This is a genomic window from Sphingomonas sp. S2M10, assembly GCF_012650175.1.
Taxonomy (GTDB): domain Bacteria; phylum Pseudomonadota; class Alphaproteobacteria; order Sphingomonadales; family Sphingomonadaceae; genus Sphingomonas.
This window is the reverse complement of the sequence record NZ_JAAILI010000077.1, coordinates 1-21,300: the sequence shown is the minus strand read 5'-3', so window position 1 is coordinate 21,300 and position 21,300 is coordinate 1. Positions and strand designations below refer to the sequence as shown.

The window sequence follows — 21,300 nt, the reverse complement described above, 5'->3', positions numbered from 1 at the left end:
TGCCGATCATGGCTCGCCGAAGCCGACAAAGGTGACGGTGACGATCATCGGCACCTCGGTGCGCACCGGCGGCCGGCTGCGTTGGGCGACCCGGCTCGCCTCGGCGGTGACCGCGCTGGTCGCCGAGGAGGCCGCGGCCAGCGCGCCTGTATTGACCACCACCGCCTGCGGGATGCCGGCGGCGGCGCCCTTCACCTGGATGTTGGCGGCGTTGAGCACCTGCAGCGCGGCGAGGTTGATGTTGCCCGAGACGCGGATGCCCGCCTCGCCAGCGTCGATCGTGCCGAGCGGCGCGATCAGATCGACATCGCCGGGCGCCACTTCCGGGATCGGGTTGAGCGTTGCGATGCCCGCGCCGGTGGATGGCGCGTCGGGGGAAAGGGTGACGTTGCCGTACGCATCATAGGTGCGCTTGGGGGGCGTGTAGACGATCGTCGTCTTGGCGCCGCGGCCGGCGTTGATGTCGCCCTGTTCGGACCAGGCGAAGATGTCGCCGCCGAAGGTGGTCATGATCCGCGACAGGCCGAGCAGCAGCGACTTTTCGCTGAAGATGCGGATGTCGCCCTGCCCTTGCGTCACGATGCCCGCGGTGGCCGGCGGCACCTTGCCCTGCACGCCGACGACGATCTGCCCGCCCGGCGCCAGCATCTCGATGTTGCCGCCGAAATTGGTGCGGATGCCCGATCCGTCGAACAGGATGATGTCGCCGCTGCGGGTGATGTCCTTGCCGTCCTTGTCCTTGTCGGGGAACAAGGTGGCGATCATCGTGCGGCCGCGCAGATAGCTGCCGAAGCGCGGGCCGTCCGCGTCGTTATATTCGCGGCCGCCCGCGCGGGTCTCGGCGAAATAGACCTCGCGCAGGAAGATGCGCTGCTGCTCCGGCGCGAGCGCGTCGAACGCCGCCAGCGCTTGGCCGGCATCGCCCTTGAAGCCATAGCGCTCGCCCAACCAGGCGATCAGTTCCTTGTCATAGGTCTTGGCGACCTTGCCGCTGTTTTCCGGATGGACCAGCGGATAGGCCGGGTTGGCCAGCCTGGCGGGATCGAGATAATGGTCGCGCACCGCCTGCCAGTCGACGCCATTGGCCATGCCCGCCATCACCGCGATCGACGCGCCGGGCCGGGCATCGCCCGTCGCCAGCGCGCCGAGCGAGGTGAACGACCCCTTGTCCTCCTGGAAGATGTTCCGCCCGGCCGAGACCTCCAGCGTGCCGGGGCCCGCCACGTCGAAGTTCGAATAGAGAATGTCGCGCCCCGCCGAGATCAGCGACACGTCGGTCGCGTTGCTGTGGACGATCAGGTTGCGATGTTCGCCGTCGGTGAGGCTGCTCGTGCCGGCATCCGCGAACGATCCGCTCGACACGATGTCGCGCCCCGCGATCATCCGCACCGGCGCGCCGGCGCTGTACCAGGCGGGCACGGTGCGGCTGGCCGAGGGGCCGCCGGTCGGCCGATAGGTCTGGCCGGTGCCGAGCCCGATGATGTCGCCCGTCACCGCATAGATGCGGATCGGATCGGCCGCCGGATCCCGCCCTGCGGCGGTGTCGGCGCTGTTCGGGCCGAAGGCGAACAGCGAATAGCTGGTGTTCCAGCCGTCCAGAATGTCGAAGCTATAGGCGGCGCCGTCCTTCGAAAGGTTGGTCAGCTCGCGGCCGGTGGCGGCATCGCTGCCGACAAAGGCCGGGTCGAACGGCGTCGGCAGCGCGGTGCCGGTCGACGACAGGACCAGGCCGTGCCGGGCGACCGCGGTGGCGCCCAGCGGCACGCGCCCGGCATAGATCGATCCCGCCGCCAGCACTTCCAGCGCGCCGCTTGCCGAGGGCGCCAGCGTATCGCTGGTGTAGCGCTGGTTGTTCTCCAGCGACCGCGCGGCGGCGCCGTAATAGATGTTGCCGCCCAGTGCCGCGATGCGCAGCTGTGCCGGCCAGGTGTCGGCGATGTCGCTGTACAGATATTCGCTGCCCAGGCTGAGCGACCGGCCGGTCGTGCTCGGTGCCATGTTGCCGCCGGCGGAGAGCAGGCTGATCGCGCTGTGATCGGTCCACAGCGAGAACCAGCTGTTGCCGCCGCCGCTATAGGCGGTGCCGTCCCAAAGGAAGCCGGAGCGGTTGATCTGGTAGGTGCGGGTCGGGTCGCCGGCGCCGGCGATCACCATGTCGCCCAGCGTCTGGACGGTGACGGTGCCGTCGCCCGGGATCAGCGTGATGCCCGAGAGCGCAGTGGCGCCCGTCGTCTCGAACGGATCGGCGCCGCGCGGGTCGAGCGGGTTGGCGGCGGCGTTGGAGGGATAGGCGGTGCGGATCTGGCCGATCGAGGCCGCGTCGATCCGGGTGGCGCCGCGCACGTTGACGATGCTGCCGCCCAGCCCCGACTTGGCGGCGCGCTCGCTCGCCTCGCCAAAGGGGTTGAGCGCGCCGCCGATCCGCAGGTCGAGATCGCCGCCGCCGGTGAGCGTCAGCGTGCCGTCGCTGCCGACACGGCCGGTCGAGCCGACCGCGACGACCAGCGCCTGGCTGCGGTCATAGGGATCGAGGCTGGTCGACTGGGCGCCGCGCGCCGCGGTCTTGCCGGCATCGCCGCCGACGCGGATGGTGACGTTGCCGCCGCCCAGCGTGCCGAAGCCGGTGAAGCCGGTGACCGTCGTCCATTCCGCGGTCGCCGCGTTCTGGTCGTCGAACGTGCGGGAATAGGAACCGAAATTGATCCACCAGCTCGTTGCGATCGTCTCGTCGGTGGCCGCGCTGCCCGATCCCTGGCGCCACAGCCAGTTGCCGAGCAGGTTGGTCGAAAGCTGCTGCTCCGTGCGGACCTGGCCGTCTTCGGTGACCGAGAAGGAGGTCGTATGGCGGATGTCGCCGATCAGGTCGCCGCCCGCCGCGATCGTCAGGTTGCCGCCCTGATCGGGATACCAGGCATGATAGCCGGCCAGCGCCGCGTCATAGCCGAGCGCGGTGGCCCCCAGCACCGATCCGTCGCTCAGCGTGCCGCGCGGCAGATCATAGGCGGCATCGACCGCGGTCGCCTTGCCGGCGGTGTACACGCCGTAGAGCGAGTGCATCCGCACGTCGCCCGCCGCGAGCATCGAGAGATCGCCGGTGCCGGTGCGCACCACGCTGAAGCCGGGGCCGGTCACGGTGCGGACCGAGGGCGAGCCCGGCAGGCCGGCATTGCCGGTGTTCGCATCCCAGAACCCCGGCAACCCGAAATCGTCCCAGGTGCCGACGCCATATTCGACGTAGAGCGCGATGATCTCCGCCTCGCTCTTGCCGAGCAGCACCTGCGGATCGGTGATGCCCGTGGGCAGAAGGCCGCCAATGCCGATCATCAGATTGTCGACGCCCTGCTGGGTCAGGCCGGTCTTGAGATAGCCGGACGTCGGATCCCAGAACCCGGGCAGGCCGAAATCATCCCAGCTGAACCCGCCATAGGCCGCGACCACTTCCTCCTCGGTCATCCCCAGCAGGTCTTGCGCATTGCCGCTGATCGGCGGACCGAATAGTCCGTTGAGGAAGTCGACGCCCGCCTGGCCCAGCAGCTTGAGCTGCGAGCCCGGCGCCTTTTTGAGCGTCTCGTGCGCGTCGGCAAGGGTGATCGCGCCCGTCGACAGCGGGTTGAGCGCGCGGGTGTCCGCCGAGGCGAGATCGGCGCCGGCGACGAGCTGCATGTCCCACGAGGTCGCGCCCTCGCCCAGCATCGGCGCCACTGCCCAGTTGCGGCCCTGCACGCCGTTGGCGTCCGCCGGCCGCAGCTGCACGGCGGCGTCGCCGACCAGCTCGAGCTTGGTGGTGGAGGGGATCAGCGAACCGCGCGCGAGCGTGATCGGCCCGGTGATCGCCATTTCCACCGGCAGCGCGACGCCGTTCGGCCATGTGAGCGGGGCAAAGGACGCGGCGGTGCGCAGCGCGGTGCCCTTGCCCAGCTTCATGCCGGCGGTGAGCGTGATGCCGTCCGGCAACACGGTGCCCGCCGCATAGGCGACACTGCCGTCGGCGGCGTAGATCGGCGCGTCGACCACGGTGCCGGCCGAAAGGGCCAGCGGCGCGGTCAGCTCCGCATCCACCGGCAGCACCGTGCCCGCCGGCAGCGTCGCCGCCCCCACCGGGATCGCATAGTTTAGCGTTACCCCGGCGCCGTAGGTGGTGCCGGTATCGAGCACCACGCCGTCGATCGGCACGACCACGTCGCCGCCGAACGCCAGCACGCCCGCGCCGTTGGTCCCGCGCGTCTCGGTGAGTTCCCAGCCATCCTCGTCGGGCGTGGTCGCCGGCGGCGCGAAGCCGTCGTTGATGCTGCCGTTGATGTTGAGGTTGCCGCCGGCGCGCAGCACCAGCACGCCGGGATCGCCCATGCCGCGCACGCCGTTCGCGTCCGGGCCGTAGCGATAGCCGGACAGGTCGAGATCGCCGTCCACCGTCAGGTCGCCGTCCGCGGTCGCGCTGACGATCTCCACCCCCGGGCGGAGCCGGTAGCTGCCGAGCCCGGCGAGACGGCCGGTGAGCGACGCATTGCCGAGCGCGGCGTTGATAAAGGCCTGGCTGTCGCCGTCGATCGCGTCGAGATACCCTTGCGTGATCAGTTGCGGCACCTGACCCGACACGTCCGGCAGCGCAGCGAGCGGGGCATCGTCATAGGTGCGGAAGGCGTTGACCGCGATCGACTTGGCGCCCTGCACGTCGAGCGTGCCGAGGATGTTGATCGCGACGTCGTCCGACCCCGCCCGCGCCGCGTTGAGAGTGAGCGTGCCGCGCGCGACGCCGTCGGCATTCGTCGCGGCGGTGCCCGCGCGCAGGTCGATCGCGGCGCTGTCCGCCAGCGTCAGCGTGCCGGCGCGGCTGGTCAGTTCGACGATCGCGCGGTTGGGGCTGTCGATCACCTTGCCATAGCTGTCGACGCGCAGCCCGGTGCCGTGCGCATCGAGCGTGCCCGTAACCGTCAGGTCGCCCGACGCGGCGAGGCGGATCGTGCCGGTCTGGAAGCCGGACGCGTCGATCTTGCCGGCGACGGTGAGGCTGCCGCCGTCGAGCGTGATCGCCACCTCGCGCGCCTTGACGCCGTCGCCCACGGTCAGGTCGCCCTGCTTGAGCTGGAAGCGCCGCGCGCCGAACACCGAACCGGCATTGAGCCGCGCATTGAGGCCGGCAAAGTCCGCCAGCGTCTGCGCACGCACGGTCAGCTCGGCGCCGTCATAGGGAACCATCGTGCCGCCGGCATCATATTCGCCGCTGGCACCGCCCTTGATCGTGCCGGCCAGCTCGACCCTGCCCGCCTGGTCGCCCAGCGCGGTGACCGTCATCGTGCCGCCGCGATTGTTCTGCGCGGACAGGTCGACCAGCGCACCCGCCGCCATCGTCACGTCGCCGCCGGTGCTGGCGAGCAGCAGGTCGCCGCCCCAGCTGTAGCGCTTGACGTCAACCAGCGTCACTTCTCGGCCCGAAAGATCGATCCGGGCAGCACCGCTCAGCGCCAGGTCGCCCGCCGCGTTGACGGTCAGCCGGCCCGAGGGCAGCACCACCGCGCTGTCCAGCGTCACGTCGCCGCCGGTGATGCTAAGCTGCGCGCCCAGATCGGTGACCGCCGGCAGCGCCGCCTGCCCGCCGCCCAGCACGGCGACGTCCCCGCCGGCGGTCAGCGCGAACTTGGCGCCCGCATCGCCGGTGAGCAGCGGTGCGGTGAGGGTGAGGTTGCCGCCGCCATAGCTCCAGCCGGTGCCCGCATCATAGCTGCCGCGCGTCTCGTAGACGGCGAGGCTGCTGTCGCGGCTGGCGGTAATCCGGTCGGTCGCGGTCAGGCGGACCTCGCCGAAGCCGAGCGCGAGCCGCGCATCCTTGGCGGTGCCGATCGGCTGGGTGTTCGGGCCATAGCCGAACAGGATCGACTTGGCCTGCACGTCCAGCGTGCCATGGCCGAGCGCCGCCGCCACCGGCGCGCCCGGTGCCCGCTCGGCACCCGTCCAGACGAATTCGCCCGCGCGGATCGTCGCGACATCGCCCGCCGCGCCATAGCCGTAGATCGCCGGCGCGCCGAACACGAGCCGCTCCACGCCCGAGGCGTCGAGATCCACCGCGCCATAGATGTTCACCGCGTCGCGCGCGTTGAGCACCAGCGTCTCCACCTTGGGCGCGCCGGTGGCGGTGTTGCCCTGGAGCAGCGCGGCGAGCTTCGACTGGCTGAGCACCAGGCCTTCGGGCAGCTGCCCCGCCGCGCCGGCTGCCGCGATCGCGCCATTCTCGCCCAGGTTCACCGACGAGACGCCGAGCACCAGATCCTTGGCGCCATAGGCGACGTTGTCGGCGATGGTGACGGTACGGTTGGTCGCCAGCGCCAGCGAACCGCCCGCGATCAGCTGGGTCGGCGCGGCGCAGGCGTCCGTGGTGCAGGCGCCGATACGGTTGTTGAGACCGGTACTGCCCACCCCGACCGGCACCTCGGCGAGGATCAAGTTGAAGCTGCCGTTCGAGACGACCACCGCGCCTTCGGTGGAGAAGATATAGCCGTCGCTCGAGTCATAGACATGCGCGCCGCCGCCCCGCGCCATGATCGACGCGCCTTCCTCGATCGTGATGCTGGTGTCGACATAGCTGCCGCCGCTGTACCGACGCGCGCCGCCGAGGATCACGTCGCCCGCCGTGAGCTGGACGCCGCTGCGCACTGTCAGATCGAGCTCGTTGCCACTGATCGTGACGAACCGGCCGAGCGGGCCATAGCTGCGGGTCATGCCCGCATTGATCAGCAGCCGCGCGGCCCCCAGCGCGTTGAGATCCTCGTCGAACACCGAGACGCCGACAAGGTCGGTCGCCGCGGTCCCGCCCGCATCGAGGATCTCGCCAACGCCCTGGACGCTGATCACCGCGCCAAGGCCGTCGCTCTTGGCGAGCGGCGCCTGCTGGATCGCGCCGCCGATCGACAGCGCGCGATCGACGCTGCCCATGTACGGCCTGCCGAGGCCGATCGTCAGGCTGGCCGCGTCGGCAACCGAGAGCGCACGCGGCACGCTGGCCCGCGCCGCGTCGCTGCGCGCCCAGGCGTCGTAGCTGGTCTCGTTATAGGCCGAATGGGTGCGGACCACCGCGGCCGGGGTGACGATCACGCTGCTGGGCAGCGCGTCGCGCACCTCGGTGTTGGCGATGCCCAGCGTGCCGGCGACGGTGTAGGAACCGTTGCCGAGATCGGTGACGCCGGCCAGCGCGGTCTGGTTGCCCGCGCCGATCTCCACCCGGTACGCGCCGGGGAGCAGCGCATAGGTGGAGGGCATCAGCATATAGGTGCCCGCCGGCAGGCCCGGCACGCCCGCGGGGATGGTGATCTGGCGACCGGCCAGCGGCGCCCCTGCGCCGACATCGCCCGTGGACGGCGCATAGCCGCTGCTCGTCGGCACGATCGCATAGACCGCGTTGCCGCCATCGCTGAAGCCATAGCCGGGATTGGCGGTGACGAACGGCGTACGCAGGATGTCGACCGATCCGCCGCGCCCGCTGACGAAGCCCGCGCCGGTCAGCTCGCCGCCGCCTGAAAGGTCGATCAGCGAGCCCTTCTCGGTGGTGACGCTCGCGCCGTTCAGGAAAACGGTGCCGCGGATCCTGCCGATCGGTGCGCCGGTCGCCGCCAGGTTCAGCTCGGTGCCGTCATATTCATAGACGATGCCGTCCACCGTGCCGCCATAGGGCATGACCAGCCCAACGCCGCTGACCGAGGTGATGCTGCCGGCGAGCAGGTTGACCGCCTTGGTGCCGGTGTTCGGCGTGCCGCTGGTGGCCGCCGCGTTGCCCAGGGTGATGCTGCCGAACGGGGCGCGGAGGATGCCGCCCTGGTCGATCGTCTCGCCCTTCAGCGTCAGCCCGCCGAAGGCCGAATAGGGCATGGCCACGTCGCCGCTGCCGCTGCGGCGGATGGTGAGCGCGGTATCGGGGCGGAAATCATTGGCGAAGCGACCTTGATAGCCCGCGGTCACCACCGCCGTGGCGTCGGTCGCCGGATAGATCTGCGCGGCGGTGAGCGTGAGGTTGCCCAGCGTCTCGAAATAGGTGACCTCCGGCACCACCGCACCGCTGGCCTTGCGCCAGATGCCGCGCAGGAAGCGGATGTCGCCGGTGCTGGACAGGTCGACATCGGCGAAGCCGCGCCGCTGCAGCGCGGTCACTCCCACGATGTTCTGGTTGCTCGACGCCCCGAAGCCCACCGAATCGCGGACCTCGATCAGATCGGCCTGCACCGCGAACCGCGCCTCGCTGAACGCGGCAAGGTTGCCGTCGCCCCAGCCGGTGTTGGGCACGACATAGCCGTCGGCGGCGACGCGCGTCGTGCCGGCGAGGCGGACCTGCGCGGCCGACAGCCGCACCTGGCTGTCGGTTGCCGCCCCGTCCGCCAGCGCGAAGCCGCCGGCGTAAAGGCGGATGCTCTGGTCGAGCGCGAGCGTGACGTCGCCGTCGAAGCTGAGTGCGCCGTCGACGAGCAACGACAGCGAATCGAAGCCGCCGGCGGTGATCGTGTCGACGCCCAGCCGGGCTTGGCCGGAGGCGAGCACGCCCGCGACGCCGTTGGCATCGAGATCGGCCGGAAGCGTTTCGCCCTGGCTTGCCGACAGCACGATCTCGCGCGGGGCGAGCACGCTCGGCAGCACGCTCGTCTTGTAGTTGAGCGGGGCCAGCGCCACGCCCAGCGTGCCGCCCGCCGCCCCGGCGCCGCCGGCCGCCGCGCGCAGCGTGCCGTCGATATAGAGGTTGTTGGCCGATTTGAGCAGGATCGTGCCGCCGTCGCTCGCCACGGTTACCGGGCGGGTGCCCGCGCCGTTGCGCTGGTCGAGGATCGCGCTGGTGCCCGAGGCATCGAGCAGCGCGCCCTTGCGCACCACCACATAGGCGTTGGGCGCGACCGCATCGCCATCCTCGTCCCAGTCGAGCGCGCCGCCCAGGCTGATCGTGCCGCCCTTGGCGACGATGCCATAGCGATTGCCCCGCGCGTCGGTCGCGGTCGCGGCGCGCGCCGCGACATCGAGCACGGCCTTTTCGCCGACCCAGAGCAGCCCGGGATTCTCGCTGCCCTCATACAGGGTCGCCGACGGAATCTCCGTTTCGAGATGAATCGCGCCGCCCCAGGCGTTCAGCCGCCCGTCGACGCGAACGGTATAGGCGAGCAGGTCGATCGTCTGGCCGGGATCGACGGTGATCGTCGCGCCTTCGCCGACGATCACCGGTCCGCTCAGGCCCGCGCCCTGCGGCGCGCCGGCAGTCAACGCCGAGGAGCGCAGGGTCAGGCTGGCGCCGCCGCGCTGGGTGAGGACGCCGGCGACCGGGTCTTCCTGATAGAGCGGCGGGGTCCAGCGCTCGAGCGCCGCGCCGGGCTCGGCACCGGAGGCGGTGGTCGCCGCGGCCGCCGTCAGGCGCAGCGCCGGGGCGGCGACGTCGAGCGTCGTGCCCGGCGCGACGACCACCCCGGTCCGGCCGTTGACGTCATAGGCCGCGAAGCCGGACTGGAAGACCGCCGTATCGAGCCGCGCATTGGCGGCGATCGCCACGTCCTGCGCGACCTGCGCCCCCGCCTTCAGGATCGTTCCCTTGGCGAGGGTGAAATCGGCCGGCGACTTCTGCCCCGCCGCGGTGACGTTGCGATAGGCGGGAACCTGAACGCCGTTGGGGAAGATGCGCGGATCGACTTCCCAGCCGGCCCATGCCTCGCTGCCCCGGAAGGACAGCCGGGTGCCCGCCGAGATATAGGGCAGATCGATAAAGGTGTAGATGCCGCCGGTCTCGAGCTGATACTGGGCGCGCCCCGCGGCATCGACCACCACATTGCCGTCGACCGTGCCGAGCCCGGGCACGTCCAGCCCAAAGGCGTAGAAGCTGTACGATGCGCCCAGCACGGGAACGACCCAGTTGAAGCTGATCGGAACCTGGTTCGCATTGCTGATGCCGACCGCGGGCACCTTGCTGCCGGGAAGCGCAATCGTGACGGTCGTGACATAATCGACCGGCAGCACATCGCCTTCGCGCACGGCCAGATCCTCGGTCAGCACGACGTCGAACGGCGCCGTCTCGCCCGCCGCCAGCACGCCGTCGGTCGCCAGCCCCGTGCCGCCGATCGTGATCGCGGTACCTGATTCGACCTTGAGCGTGCCGCCGCCGTTCACGCCATAGGCGGCGATGGTGCCGTCCAGCGTCAACAGCCCGTTGACGGCAGGCGTGTCGCCGGTTTCGAGATCGGCGATGAGCGTCACGTTGCCGCCCTTGCCGCCGCGCGTCTCGCCCAGCGTCAGCAGCGCCGCGCCCGAAGAGACGTCGATATGGCTGCCCTGCTCCAGCGTCACGTCGTGCGTCGAGGCGAGATACACGCTACCGCCGTCGATCAGCGACAGCTTGCCCTGATCGGCCGGGTTCAGCGCCGCATTGACCCACAGGCCGCGCAGGTCGAGCGACGCGCCCTCGCGCAGCGTGATCGACGATGCGCCGTCGGCGTCGAGCAGCGTCTTGAGCACGCCGTGGCGGAAGCCGCCGGTGAACCAGTTGGTCGCCGTCACCGAACCGCCGTGCGCGGTGATGCTGGCGGCGAGGTCGATCGTCGGCGCGGTCAGCGCGAGCGCGCCGCCATCGGCGAGCTTGAGGTCGCTGGTGATCGCGATGCTGCCCGCGGTCTCCAGCTTGATCCCGCCCAGCCCCGCCGCGTTCAGCCGGTCGGCGTCGAACCAGGCCGTGCCGGTGCGCGCCTCCGGCAGCGCATCGCCCGTCGCGAGCCCGGCAGTGATGTCGGCGATCTCGCCGATCTTCACGTCGGTGGCGAACACACCGTCGCCGGTCAGCGCATTATAGCGGCCGAGCACCAGCGATCCGGCCTGGGCGCGAGTGTGCTGGCCGACCTTGTAGCCGTCGGTGATGCCGGCGGCGCGAGCGTTGATCTGGTGCTCGCCGTTCAGCAACTCGGCCAGCAGGTCGCCTTCCATCACCACCGTCGGCGCGGAGAGGATTAGCGCACCGGCATCGCGGCCGACGCTATACCCCTCTTCCCAGCGCGAGGCGGTACCGCGCGAGAAGAGCGGGTTGGTGAAGGTCTGGGCATATTGCTCGCCCCAGCGCGCATGATCGCGCACAAAGGCGTTGCCGACGGCGACGTAGCGCAGGTTCGCCGGCGCGTTGCGCACGTCGTACATCTTGCCGTCGGCGCCGAGGATGCGCGTCGAGCGCACCCAGCCCGCCTGATAGTCGATGCTGCCGCCGGACACGTCGAACACCGCCCCCTTCTGCGCGACGACTTCCCTGGCCGAGAGCGTGATGGTGCCGCCCACCGCCGCCCATTCGCCGATGCCGTGGCTCATGTTGGCGAGATAGCCGCCCACTTCCAGCAGCCCGCCCGGCGTGTACCAGCGATCGCCTTCACAACCGCCGGTGCCCGAGGGCAGCAGCACCAGATCGCGCACGTCGATCCAGACGTCCTGGCTCTTCAGCCCGCTGCTCTCGCGATTGGCCGGGCTGTCGCGCAGCTCGTTGCCCTGCACGTTCACCTTGATCGAGTTGCGCTCCATGTCGAGCGCGACCCCCATCACGCCCGACACGTCGATGCTGGCGCCGTCCGCCACGGTGATGCGGCCGCTGTCGGCCTGCACCGCGACCTGGCCGCCCTGCGCCATGGTCTGCGATCCGCCCTCGAACAGCACGTTGCCGCCGGTGACGATCTCGACCCGGCTCTGGTCGAGCCGGTCGGCCAGCGTCGCGCGATCGTCGAACCCGCCGCCGGTGAGCGGCGCGCCCTGGTTCGACTGCTTGATCAGCGTGTCGCGCTGGCCATCGAGCGCAGTGTCCTTGCTGTCGAGCTCGGGCGCGATCAGCGTGAGGCTGTTCTTGCCGAGAGTGACCGATCCCTTGGTGTCCGACGCCGAATTGAGCATATGGATCGTGCCGCGCTGGTTGACGCCGGTGGTGGAGACCAGCACGCCGTCCTGGCGGATGGTGCGGCCGGCGAGCGTGATGTCGCCCTGCGTCGCCTCGATCTGGCCGGCATTGACGACGGTGCCGCTGGTCGAATCCGCATTGATCAGCCCGCGGACTTCGTTGCCGCGCGTGGTCGAAGTGGCGCTGCCGGTGGTGCCGGCGCCGGTGCCATAGCCCGGGCGGATGATGAAGTCGTCGCCCGCGGCGAGCACCGTCTGGCCGCGCGGGGTGGAGATCGCGCCCTGGTTGCTGACGCTGCTGCCCATCAGCAGCACGAAGCCGCCGCCCGAGGTGACCGAGCTCGGCGCATCGGTGGCGATCTGCGCGCCCGCCTCCACCGTCACCGCGCCGCCCGCGCCCTTGAAGCTGGCGAGATAGTTGCCGCTCGCCTGCTGCGAATAGATGCCGCGGACGAGGAAATCGGCATCGGCGATGTTGGCGCTCGACGCGATCAGGCTGCGCACGTTGATCTGGCTGGCGCCGCCGAACAGCACGCCGTTGCGGTTGAGCACATAGACCGCGCCCGGCGCCTTGATCGTGCCGAGGATCCGGCTGGGGTCGGCCGAGGCATCGGTGACGCGGTTGAGCACCACCCAGTCGCTGGCTGCCTGGTTGAAGCGGAGATCGGTCTCGCGGCCGACGTTGAAGCTGTCCCAGGTAAGGATTGCCTGCGCCTGGGTCTGCTCGACCGTCACGCTGGTGCGGCCGCCCTGCCCGCTCGCCTGCACCGGGCCGTTGGCGCCGATCCACAGCCCGCCTTCGAGCGGCTTGCCGTCGGGACCGAACACCACGCCGGTCGCGACCTGCAGCCCGCCCTTGCCGATGCCGTTCGGCACATTGCTCTGCGCCGCCATCGCAGCGGCGCGCGCGGCCTGTTGCGCCGCGCTCATCGCGGTGCGCGCCTCGGCGGCGCGGCGGAGCGCCTGGATCGCCCGCTGGCTGGCGCTGCTCGCCTGGGCGGCGCGGGCCGCCTGGGCCTGTGCGGCCTGGGTCGCGGCGACGGTGGGATCGCCGGTCCCGCCGCGATTGCCGAAGCCGGCCCGGTTCTGCGCCTGTGCGGAGCCCGCGACGACCAGCGAGCCCAGCGAAGCGCCGAGGAGCAGCGTGTTGCGAAGCGAACGGAACTTGACGGTCATCGGGGGTTCTCCGGGAGGCGGCTGCCGCGAGCGGCCGCGCTGGATGCGTTGCATTTCAAAATCATGGTCGGCGCGCCGGGCGCTGCGCGTGCACCGAGACGCCGAAGGCATTGCCCATCCGCTGGCGCGTCGCGCTCTGGCTGGCGATGCCGGTGCGGACATCGGGCGAGCCGGCATCGAGCACCGGCGTGACGATCGCCTGCCGCGCGCGTGCCTGCGCCGCGCGTGCCGCCGCTTCGAGCGCCTGAGTGGCGCAATCGAGATGGCCGACCCGCGTGCCCGCGATGTCGACCACCACGCACGGCGCCGGCGGCGGCGTGCCGCCGATCCGGCCGCCCGCCTGCTGCGCCTGCCCCGCCGCCGCGCCGGTCAGCGCGATGGAAACGAGGACGAGACGCAGCGGGCGGGCCATCGGCTCAGAACCGCGCCAGCAGGTCGACGAACAGCCGGTCGACGGCGAGCGGCGGGCCGGCGATCTCGTTCGACGAGATCCAGCGGGCGCCGAACATCGTGTTGCGACCGATCGCGTAATTGGCGTTGAGGTACCAGCCCTTGGCGTTGGTGCCGCCCAGGCCGAAATCGCTGTCGGCGAAGGCGTCGATCACCGCGTCGCTTTCGAGGTGGCGATAGGCGAGCATCAGGTTCCAGCCGCCGCGCTCGATCGCGCCGTCGCCATCGGTGTTGAGGCCCAGCGCCGACCCCACCGTCAGGCGCGCTTGCCAGCCGATATTGCCGCCTTCATAGGCGCCCGGCACCAGGATCGTGCCATTGGCATTCGCCGGATCGGCGATCCGCGTGTCCGCGCCCAGATTGTTGATCGCCCGGCCGGTCCAGCCGGTCGTGGCGTCGAAGGTGCCGCGCAGCAGGTTGCGATCCCAGCCCAGATTCTTCACGAAATCGCCTTCGAGCCGCATGCCGAAGCGCGACGACGGGTTGTAGTCGACCGCGCCATGGACGTTGAGCACGCGGAACTTGGAGGCGAGCCCGAAATACTGGTTCTCGGGGCTGCCCACCGGATCGAGCGGATTGGCAATCACGTCGCGGATCGGGAACAGCGTGTTGCCCAGCTGCTGGAAGGCGGGCCGCGTCGCGTCGGTCGAGCAGGTCAGCTCGTAATATTGGCAGGGGGCGGACAGCTTGCCCTGGACGTTGTCGTAGTGGAAATAGGCCCCGGCGAGGCGGACCTTCCAGCGATCGCCGAGATCGAGCTCGGCACCGGCCTGCGCCGCGAACAGATATTTGTCCTGGCTCTTGTACGGCCCACGCACGCCCGGATAGCTGTTCGCCCCGTCGACATCGGCGGTAGGCGCGTTGCGCGAGCCGAAGTTGAGATCGGTATTGAACACCGGGAAGGCGCCGGCCGAGCCGAAGAAGGCGACACCGCGCGTCACCGGCTGGCGCGCCGAGACCGCGACGCCGTCGAAGCCCATGTCGAGGTCGAACATCAGGTCGGTGGTGAAGAACGGATTGCCGAAGCGACCAAAATCGACGTTCACGTCCTTGAGCGGGGTCAGCCGCACCGAGGCGCGGTCGAGCCACACCTGATAGCCGCCGCCGCCGAACGCGCCGAGCGTCTGGTTGGTCGAGACCGGGTTGCGATCATTGCCGGTGGCGAGGCGGACATTGGCAGAGATCCAGCTGTCGATATTGGCCTTCACGCCCAGCCGGGCGCGCAGCTGGCCGCGATTTCGGTTCGCCAGCGTGTTGAGGAAGGCCGGCGGCACATAGCCCGCGGTGCGATCGTTGATGTTCTGCGGCTGGCCTTCGTTGATCGCGGCATAGTTGGGGAACGAGTCCGCATTGCCCTTGTCGAAGAAGCGCCGCTCGAACCGCGCGCGGACATCGCCGTAGAGCGATACGCGGCGGGTCCATTCGGGCGTCTCGCCGGGCTTCGCCCAGCCTTCGGCCTGCGCCTGGCTGGCGAGTTGGCGCTTGACCTGCTCGGTGATCTGGTCGCGCACCACCTGGGGGACATAGGGCACCACCTGCGAGCCGTCGGCGGCGATGCCGCCCTGGATCGGCGCCTGGGCCTGCTGCAACGGCGCCGGCGCGGGCGTCACCACCTCGGCCTGGGCGAGGATGCCGTCGGCGTCTTCGCGGCTGATCACGCCGCGCTTGACGAGCAGCTCGAGGATCTTCTCGCCGTCGACGCGGCGGGTGCCGGCCTCCTGCGCGAGGACGGGCGAGGCGAGCAGCGTGCCGCCGGCGGCGCAGGCGAGCAGCGCGGCGTGCAGGCGGCGCTTGGAGGAGAACAGGGCGTGCATCGTTTCTTCCTTGGAATGGGGTCGCGAGAAGGGAGCGGCGGTCCCGGGATCAGGTCGCCGGCCGGGTTGCGATCGAGAGGCGCATCAGGGGCAGCCCGGCGGGCGGCTTCTGCGCGCATTGGGTGCCGACCAGCACGTCGCGGACGCGGGCCTCGCGCTTGGCGTCGCCGCCGCCCGGCAGCACCACCGCGGCGATCCGGCCGTCCTCCGCCATCCGCACGCTGAGCTGCGCGGTGTAGCGGGCGCGCGACAGCTCGCGATCCGCCTGGAGCGCGGTCTGTACGCAGACGCGGGCGACGCTGGCATAGGCGACGAACCCGTCGCCCCCGGCCCCGCCCGGACGGCCGCCGATACGGCCGCCGCTGCCGTCGCCCGCGGCGAGGCCGTAATTGCTCGGCCCCGCCCCTTCGCGCGCGGTGAGCGCATTGTCGCCGGGGCTCGGCTGCGATGCCTGTTGCGGCTGCGGAGTCGACGGCGGCGGCGTGTCCTGCGGCTGCTCGATCGGCGGCGCGTCGGTCGGCTCGGGCGGCTTTTCCTGCGGCTTGGGTTCGGGCGGCGGCGGGGGCGGCGGCGGTGGGAGGACGACCTGCGTCGTCTTCATCTCGTTGGGCCGCTTGGTCACGATCTGGGCGCTGATCAGCGACCAGAGCACGAACCCGACCAGCGCCACCGCGCCGACCGCCAGCACCCGCCCGAGCGTGATCGCGGGGCCACCGCGCCCGGGCCCGCCGGCGCCGCCGCCGTTCAGGGCGAGCGCCGACATTACTGGCCTCCGCCGGGCGGGCGGGTCGAGGCCATGCCCAGGCTCGGCACGCCGACCTTGGAGCACAGGTCGAGCACCTGCATCACCTTGTCATACTGCACCGCCCGGTCGCCGCGCAGGATCACCGCGAGGTCCGGCGTGCTGGCGATCGAGCCGCGCAGCTGCGCCTCGAGCTCGCTCATCGACACCGGGATCGCGTCGATCGAGACGGTGCCGTCGTCGGCCACCGCGATCACCCGCGATTTCTGCGCCTCCAGCGGCTTCGCGGACGAAGCGCTGGGCAGGTCGACCTTGATGCCCTGCACCGCCGCGGTGGTGAGCAGGATGAAGATGATGAGGAGCACTAGCATCACGTCGATCATCGGCGTGACGTTGATTTCGTTGTACGGCTTGTCCTCGTCGCCGAGCTGGATCGCCATCGCCTGCGCCCCCTTATTCCGCCGCGACGGCGTGGGTGGGGGCGGGATTGTCCTGCCAGGTCTCCGCGATGCGCTTTTCCAGTTCGTCGGCGAAGATCTGGTTGCGCGCGGTGATCTTCTTCGAGCGCGTCAGCAGCGCATTGTAGCCGAACATCGCCGGGATCGCGACGATCAGGCCCGCCACGGTGGCGAGCAGCGCCGCCGCGATGCCGGGGGCGATCGCGTTGATGTTCACCTCGCCCGCCGCCGCGACGCTGGCGAAGGTAATCATCACGCCGAGCACGGTGCCCGCCAGCCCGATGAAGGGGCCGCCCGAGATCGCGTTGGTCAGCAGGCCCATCCGCTCCTGCAGCTTCTGGCCCAGCAGCACCTGCTCGGCATCGAGCGCCGAACGGATCGCCGCGATCGACTGGGCGCGGATCGCATGGCGGCTGTCGGTCTCGCGGCCTTCCCTGAGCCGGTCCGCCAGTTCACGCCGGCCAAGTATGTACAGCCGGCCGAGCGTCGAGGCATCGGCGCCGGCACTCGGATCGATGCGCGGCAACCCGTCATGGTCCCCGGCGCCGCGGGCCTGGCCGCGATAGGCGTTAAGGAAGATGTCGTTGGCGCGCTCGATCCGGCTGAACAGCAGATATTTGGAGACGAGCGTTCCCATCGCCAGCGCGAACATGATGCCGAGCAGGCCGATGACGATCCAGGCGTCGAGCGTCAGCGCGCCGAACAGAATGCCGAGATAGCCATGGCCGCCGCCGGTCTCGACCTGTTCGGCGGTCTCGGCGAGCACCAGCTTCGAGGTCTGGCCTTCGCTGGCCGCGGCAAGCTGGAACGCCGCCTGGGGCAGCGCGGTGCCGGCGACGCGCAGTTCGTCGATCTCGCCCGCGAAGCCGATGCCGAGCTGCGCCGGACCGGCCGCGGTCGCGAGCGCGCCGTCGACCTCGCCGGCCGGCTGGCCGTTGACGAACAGGCGGCTCTTCTTGCCGTCGTTGACCAGCGCGACATGCGCCCAGCTGCCGGCCGGCAGCGCCGCCCCGGCCGAGCGGCCCGCACCCTGCTCGACCACCAGCTCGCCGCCCTGGGTGACGAGGCTGACCGCGCCGGGCAGCGTGAACAGCGTGCCGTCGCGGCCGGGCTTCACCCAGAAGCTGACCGAGACCGGCCCGGCCGCGAATGCGCCGGCCGGCAGCGTCAGCGGCGTCGTGCCGTCGAGCACCAGGTCGGCGCCGATCAGGCCGGCGGCGTTGCGGGTCTGGGCACTCTGGGCGTGCGCGCCGTTGGCGGTCGCGTCCTGCGGCGCGCCAATGTCGCTGAAATGATAGACGGCGCGATAGTCGGGGCCGTAGCTACCCGCAACGTCCTGTCCCGCCGCACCGTTCTTGTTGCCGTAATAGGCGTAGATCGCCGCGGGCTGGCCGGGCTGGAGCGACTGGACGTCGACCCAGATCAGCGCCTGCTGCGCCTTGGCGTCCCATTTCTCGACATGGAACTTCAACGGCGTGCGATCGTCACCCGCGACGAAGCGCAGATCCGAGCCGTCGGGCTTGGCATCGGCGAAGTTGAAATTGCCCTGGTGCAGCCGCACCAGCACTGGCGCGCGCGCGATCTCACCGGTGACGCCCGCGGCCTGCAGGTTGAGGGCAAGCTTGGTGCGATAGGTGAAGTCGGTCTGCCACCAGGCGGCGGCGGGCGAGGCGGCGGTGAGTGTGATCGCGGCGACCAGGCCGGCGACCACGCCCCTCTTCAGACGAGGCGATTGGATCATCAGAATTCCCCCCAGATGCGGAAGCGAGCGAAAATGTCCCCCGAGCGGCTCTCGGAGGTGGTGATCAGCGGCGTGCCGACATCGACGGCGCCGCCCAGGATCTTGAGGATGCGGATGTTCGCCCCGATGCCGGTGCTCATCGCGCGATAGTAGCGGAACTGGCCGGGCAGCCTTTTGTGAATGCCGGCGATGCCGACGTCGTAAAAGACGCGGAAGCGCAGCTCGCCGAGCGGCTTGCCGATCACGCTTGCCAGGTTGGGCGTGCGGAACTCGGTCTGGCTCGCCACGCCCCAGTCGCCCAGCGCCTCGGATTCGAAATAGCCGCGGACCGACGACATGCCGCCCAGGCTGAACTGCTCGTTGGAGATCAGCGGGTCGCCGCTCCACTGGCCGGTCAGCCGTTCGGCGAGCTGGAAATCGCCGAACAGGTCGCGGGTATGGCCCGCGTCGAGCTTGGCGATGAGGAAGCTCGGCCGCGCCATGTAGCGCTTGGCATCGAACCGTTCCCATCCGTCGCCCAGCCCGCGAAAGCCGAAGGTCGTGCCGAAGGTGAGGTCGGTATCGTGATGGTCGCCGTGCCAGTCACCGCGCCAGCTCGCCACCACCGGATAATATTCGATCGGCGTCGCCGCGCGGTCCGACCCGAGCTTTACGTCCTCGCGGAAATGCTTCCAGTCGAAGCCCAGCGTGAGCGAATGGTAGAAGCCCTCGGCCGATCCGAGCGAGCGGATCAGCCGCACGCCGACGACGTCGCCCTTGCCGATCACGCTGGTGCCGCCGACGACCGCGATGTCGCTGTCCGAATGGACGCCGTACACCATCAACTGGGTGCCGGTGCCCAGCCGCAGCAGGTAGTTCCCCGAGAAGACCAGCGCATCGTCGCTGCGCCTCGGCGCGGTCTGTGCGGAGAGCGAGAGGCTGTCGCCCCGCCCCCACATGTCGTCATAGCGGATCGTCGCGGCGGCGCGCAGGTCGCTGGTCGCCGCCGAGCTGAAATTGTTGAGTTCGGCCGAGGCGTGGAAAGGCGAGCTTTCGTCCACCGTCAGCACCACGTCGAGCGTGCCGGGCGCGACGCCGGCGCGCAACTCGGGCGTGACGCGGCGGGTCGACTTGCCGTTCATCGCGATCACGTCGCGCTGGAACTGCGGCAGGTTGGGCGTCTGGCCGGGGGTGAGCGACGGCGCCTGCGCGCGCACCTTGTCGGCATGCCGTGTGTCGCCCGTCACTTCCACCTTGCCGATCGGCTGGGGCTGGACCTCGAGCAGCAGTACCCCGCCGGCCACCGCCTGTTCGGGGATCGTCACCGCCACCGCGACATAGCCGGCGTTCTCGAACGCCTTTTGCAGCGCGGCGCGTGCTTCCTCGACATCGGCCTCGGTCTTGCCGGGGCCGGTGAACGGGTAGATCGCGCGCTCGACCGCGTCGGCCGACAGCAGCGTGTTACCCTTGACCCTGAAGGCAAGGATGTCGAACCGCGCCGCGGCTTGCGCGGGCGCCGCGTCCTGCACGGCAGCGTCCTGCGCCGCCGCACGCGGCGCGGCGCAGCCCAGCAGCACGGCGATGATCGACAGGCTCGAAGCGGTTCGAGCCCCCGGTACTGACCCCATTCTCTATCCCCCCGTCCCGCCACGGCCCCTGCCGCGATCGGGCGTGCCGCTTCTCTGCGGCCTGGTTGCTACGCCTAGGTTTCGTTGCGCCGCAGCGCTCCTTCGACGCCGCGCCTTTGGCAGTGCGGGCGGCCTTCCATCAATAGCGATATTGTACAAAATGAGAGAGCCAAAGCTCTTTTGCCGGATTTCTGCAGATCTCATTTCGAATTTGTGACAATGAATATTTGCAACTGAGACAGGTATTTGATAGATGCAAAATCGCAACGCAGCATCAAAGATGCCATGACTTTGGTTATATTACGCACGACAAATCTCTCCGGCACCTTTTGGTGCCGAAGGGCCATACAACGTGGCAATCCCCTGCAGCTTGCCGGATCAGTTCGCCATGCGTACTGCCCGGAAACGAGTCTGGGTCGGCGTCTCGGCGAAACGCCGGACATAGTGGCGCGAGAAATTCTGCCCGCCGCTGAAGCCCGCGGCGACCGCCAGCTCGGCGATGCTGCGGCATTCGCGCAGGTCGGAAAGTCGGGCGAATGCCCAGTCGAGGCGGACGGACTGGATGAAGGCGCCCACCGTCATGCCGAGGCAGGCGCGAAAGCCCTTGCGCAGCGTGTCCGCGGTGACCCCCACCATCGATGCGAGCCGTTCGACGTCGAAGGCCTGCCGGTGCTCGGCGCGGACGAGGCGGATCGCCTCGCTCACCGCCCGCATGCGCACCACGAGGCTGTCGCGATCCTGGCGCGCAACGATTCGTTGCGCCAGTGCGCGGTAGAAGCCGGCTTCCAGCGCGCAATGCCGGGCGCTGCCGAACAGCAGATCCTCGACCGCGCGCTCGAGCAGGCGATCGTCGCCGGCGAGCACGACATGGTCGAGTACGGTCGCCAGCCGACGCCCGTCACCGAGCAGGCGGCTCGCCTCGGCGTTGAGGCGGTGCGTGCGGAACTGGACGATCAGGCCGGTCGCGGGCGGCAGCGTGGCGGGCGCGCCGACATGGAGCAGCGGCGTGCCCGCCGCCGCGCCGCTCAGCGGCACGAGCAGCATCGGCTGCCGCGCGGGCAGCGCGCCGGCATCCTCGGGCGATCGCAGGATCAGGTCCCCGATCGTCAACGCACAGGGCGCGACGCCCCGCATCCGTCCCAGTGCTTGATCGTTCATTGCGTCCCTCCGCCTTACGAGAGGGATCCGGCGCGCAATCGCGAAACGGTATTTTCGCAGACCGGAACTTTTTCGCGAAACGGCGCAGGCGCCTGCGTCACGGAGCTGACGCGGAAGTTTCATTTCGCTGGTGCATCGCGATGCCACCGATGACCTTTGCCGCCCGCTCCTCCTTGTCCTCGCGCTGCTATGGCTTCGCCGGATCGCTGGCGATTCACGTCGCGCTCGGCGTGGCGCTGTTCGTCGCGTTGCGCAGCGGCGAGGCGGGGCGGAGCGCGCA

At 70.1% G+C, this 21,300-nt stretch carries 8 protein-coding genes; all 8 read right to left on the bottom strand.

Going from position 1 to position 21,300, the window contains the following annotated elements; genetic code table 11:
• Positions 1 to 6: 6 nt before the first annotated feature.
• Positions 7 to 13,050, bottom strand: coding sequence for a filamentous haemagglutinin family protein (locus tag S2M10_RS17715; RefSeq protein ID WP_168847204.1), 13,044 nt, complete (start codon positions 13,048 to 13,050; stop codon positions 7 to 9).
• Positions 13,051 to 13,111: 61 nt separating this feature from the next.
• Positions 13,112 to 13,462 carry a hypothetical protein gene (locus S2M10_RS17710; RefSeq protein WP_168847203.1) on the bottom strand — a complete coding sequence of 117 codons (351 nt, stop codon included), beginning with the start codon at positions 13,460 to 13,462 and terminating at the stop codon, positions 13,112 to 13,114.
• Between the two features lie 4 nt (positions 13,463 to 13,466).
• The gene (locus S2M10_RS17705) at positions 13,467 to 15,314 is read right to left on the bottom strand and encodes a putative porin (RefSeq protein ID WP_168847202.1); all 1,848 of its coding nucleotides are present in this window, start codon (positions 15,312 to 15,314) and stop codon (positions 13,467 to 13,469) included.
• A gap of 49 nt (positions 15,315 to 15,363) precedes the next feature.
• Positions 15,364 to 16,077: a TonB-dependent receptor gene (locus S2M10_RS17700; protein WP_168847201.1), complete on the bottom strand. Its 714-nt coding sequence runs from the start codon at positions 16,075 to 16,077 to the stop codon at positions 15,364 to 15,366.
• Complete coding sequence (locus tag S2M10_RS17695; protein ID WP_168847200.1) at positions 16,077 to 16,496, bottom strand: biopolymer transporter ExbD; 420 nt, start codon at positions 16,494 to 16,496, stop codon at positions 16,077 to 16,079. The genes S2M10_RS17700 and S2M10_RS17695 overlap by 1 nt, the downstream gene beginning before the upstream one ends.
• 13 nt (positions 16,497 to 16,509) lie before the next feature.
• On the bottom strand, positions 16,510 to 18,255 hold the full coding sequence (locus tag S2M10_RS17690) for a DUF2341 domain-containing protein (protein WP_168847199.1): 1,746 nt from the start codon (positions 18,253 to 18,255) through the stop codon (positions 16,510 to 16,512).
• The gene (locus tag S2M10_RS17685) at positions 18,255 to 19,862 is read right to left on the bottom strand and encodes a ShlB/FhaC/HecB family hemolysin secretion/activation protein (protein ID WP_168847198.1); all 1,608 of its coding nucleotides are present in this window, start codon (positions 19,860 to 19,862) and stop codon (positions 18,255 to 18,257) included. Before S2M10_RS17685 ends, S2M10_RS17690 begins: the two co-directional genes overlap by 1 nt.
• A 378-nt stretch (positions 19,863 to 20,240) precedes the next feature.
• Positions 20,241 to 21,020, bottom strand: a complete 780-nt coding sequence (locus tag S2M10_RS17680; RefSeq protein ID WP_168847197.1) for a helix-turn-helix domain-containing protein — start codon at positions 21,018 to 21,020, stop codon at positions 20,241 to 20,243.
• Positions 21,021 to 21,300 lie beyond the last annotated feature (280 nt).

Excerpts from the sequence above, each read along its gene's own strand:
- S2M10_RS17715 (WP_168847204.1), bottom strand. The coding sequence starts at position 13,050 with ATGACCGTCAAGTTCCGTTCGCTTCGCAACACGCTGCTCCTCGGCGCT.
- S2M10_RS17710 (WP_168847203.1), bottom strand. The coding sequence starts at position 13,462 with ATGGCCCGCCCGCTGCGTCTCGTCCTCGTTTCCATCGCGCTGACCGGC.
- S2M10_RS17705 (WP_168847202.1), bottom strand. The coding sequence starts at position 15,314 with ATGCACGCCCTGTTCTCCTCCAAGCGCCGCCTGCACGCCGCGCTGCTC.
- S2M10_RS17700 (WP_168847201.1), bottom strand. The coding sequence starts at position 16,077 with ATGTCGGCGCTCGCCCTGAACGGCGGCGGCGCCGGCGGGCCCGGGCGC.
- S2M10_RS17695 (WP_168847200.1), bottom strand. The coding sequence starts at position 16,496 with ATGGCGATCCAGCTCGGCGACGAGGACAAGCCGTACAACGAAATCAAC.
- S2M10_RS17690 (WP_168847199.1), bottom strand. The coding sequence starts at position 18,255 with ATGATCCAATCGCCTCGTCTGAAGAGGGGCGTGGTCGCCGGCCTGGTC.
- S2M10_RS17685 (WP_168847198.1), bottom strand. The coding sequence starts at position 19,862 with ATGGGGTCAGTACCGGGGGCTCGAACCGCTTCGAGCCTGTCGATCATC.
- S2M10_RS17680 (WP_168847197.1), bottom strand. The coding sequence starts at position 21,020 with ATGAACGATCAAGCACTGGGACGGATGCGGGGCGTCGCGCCCTGTGCG.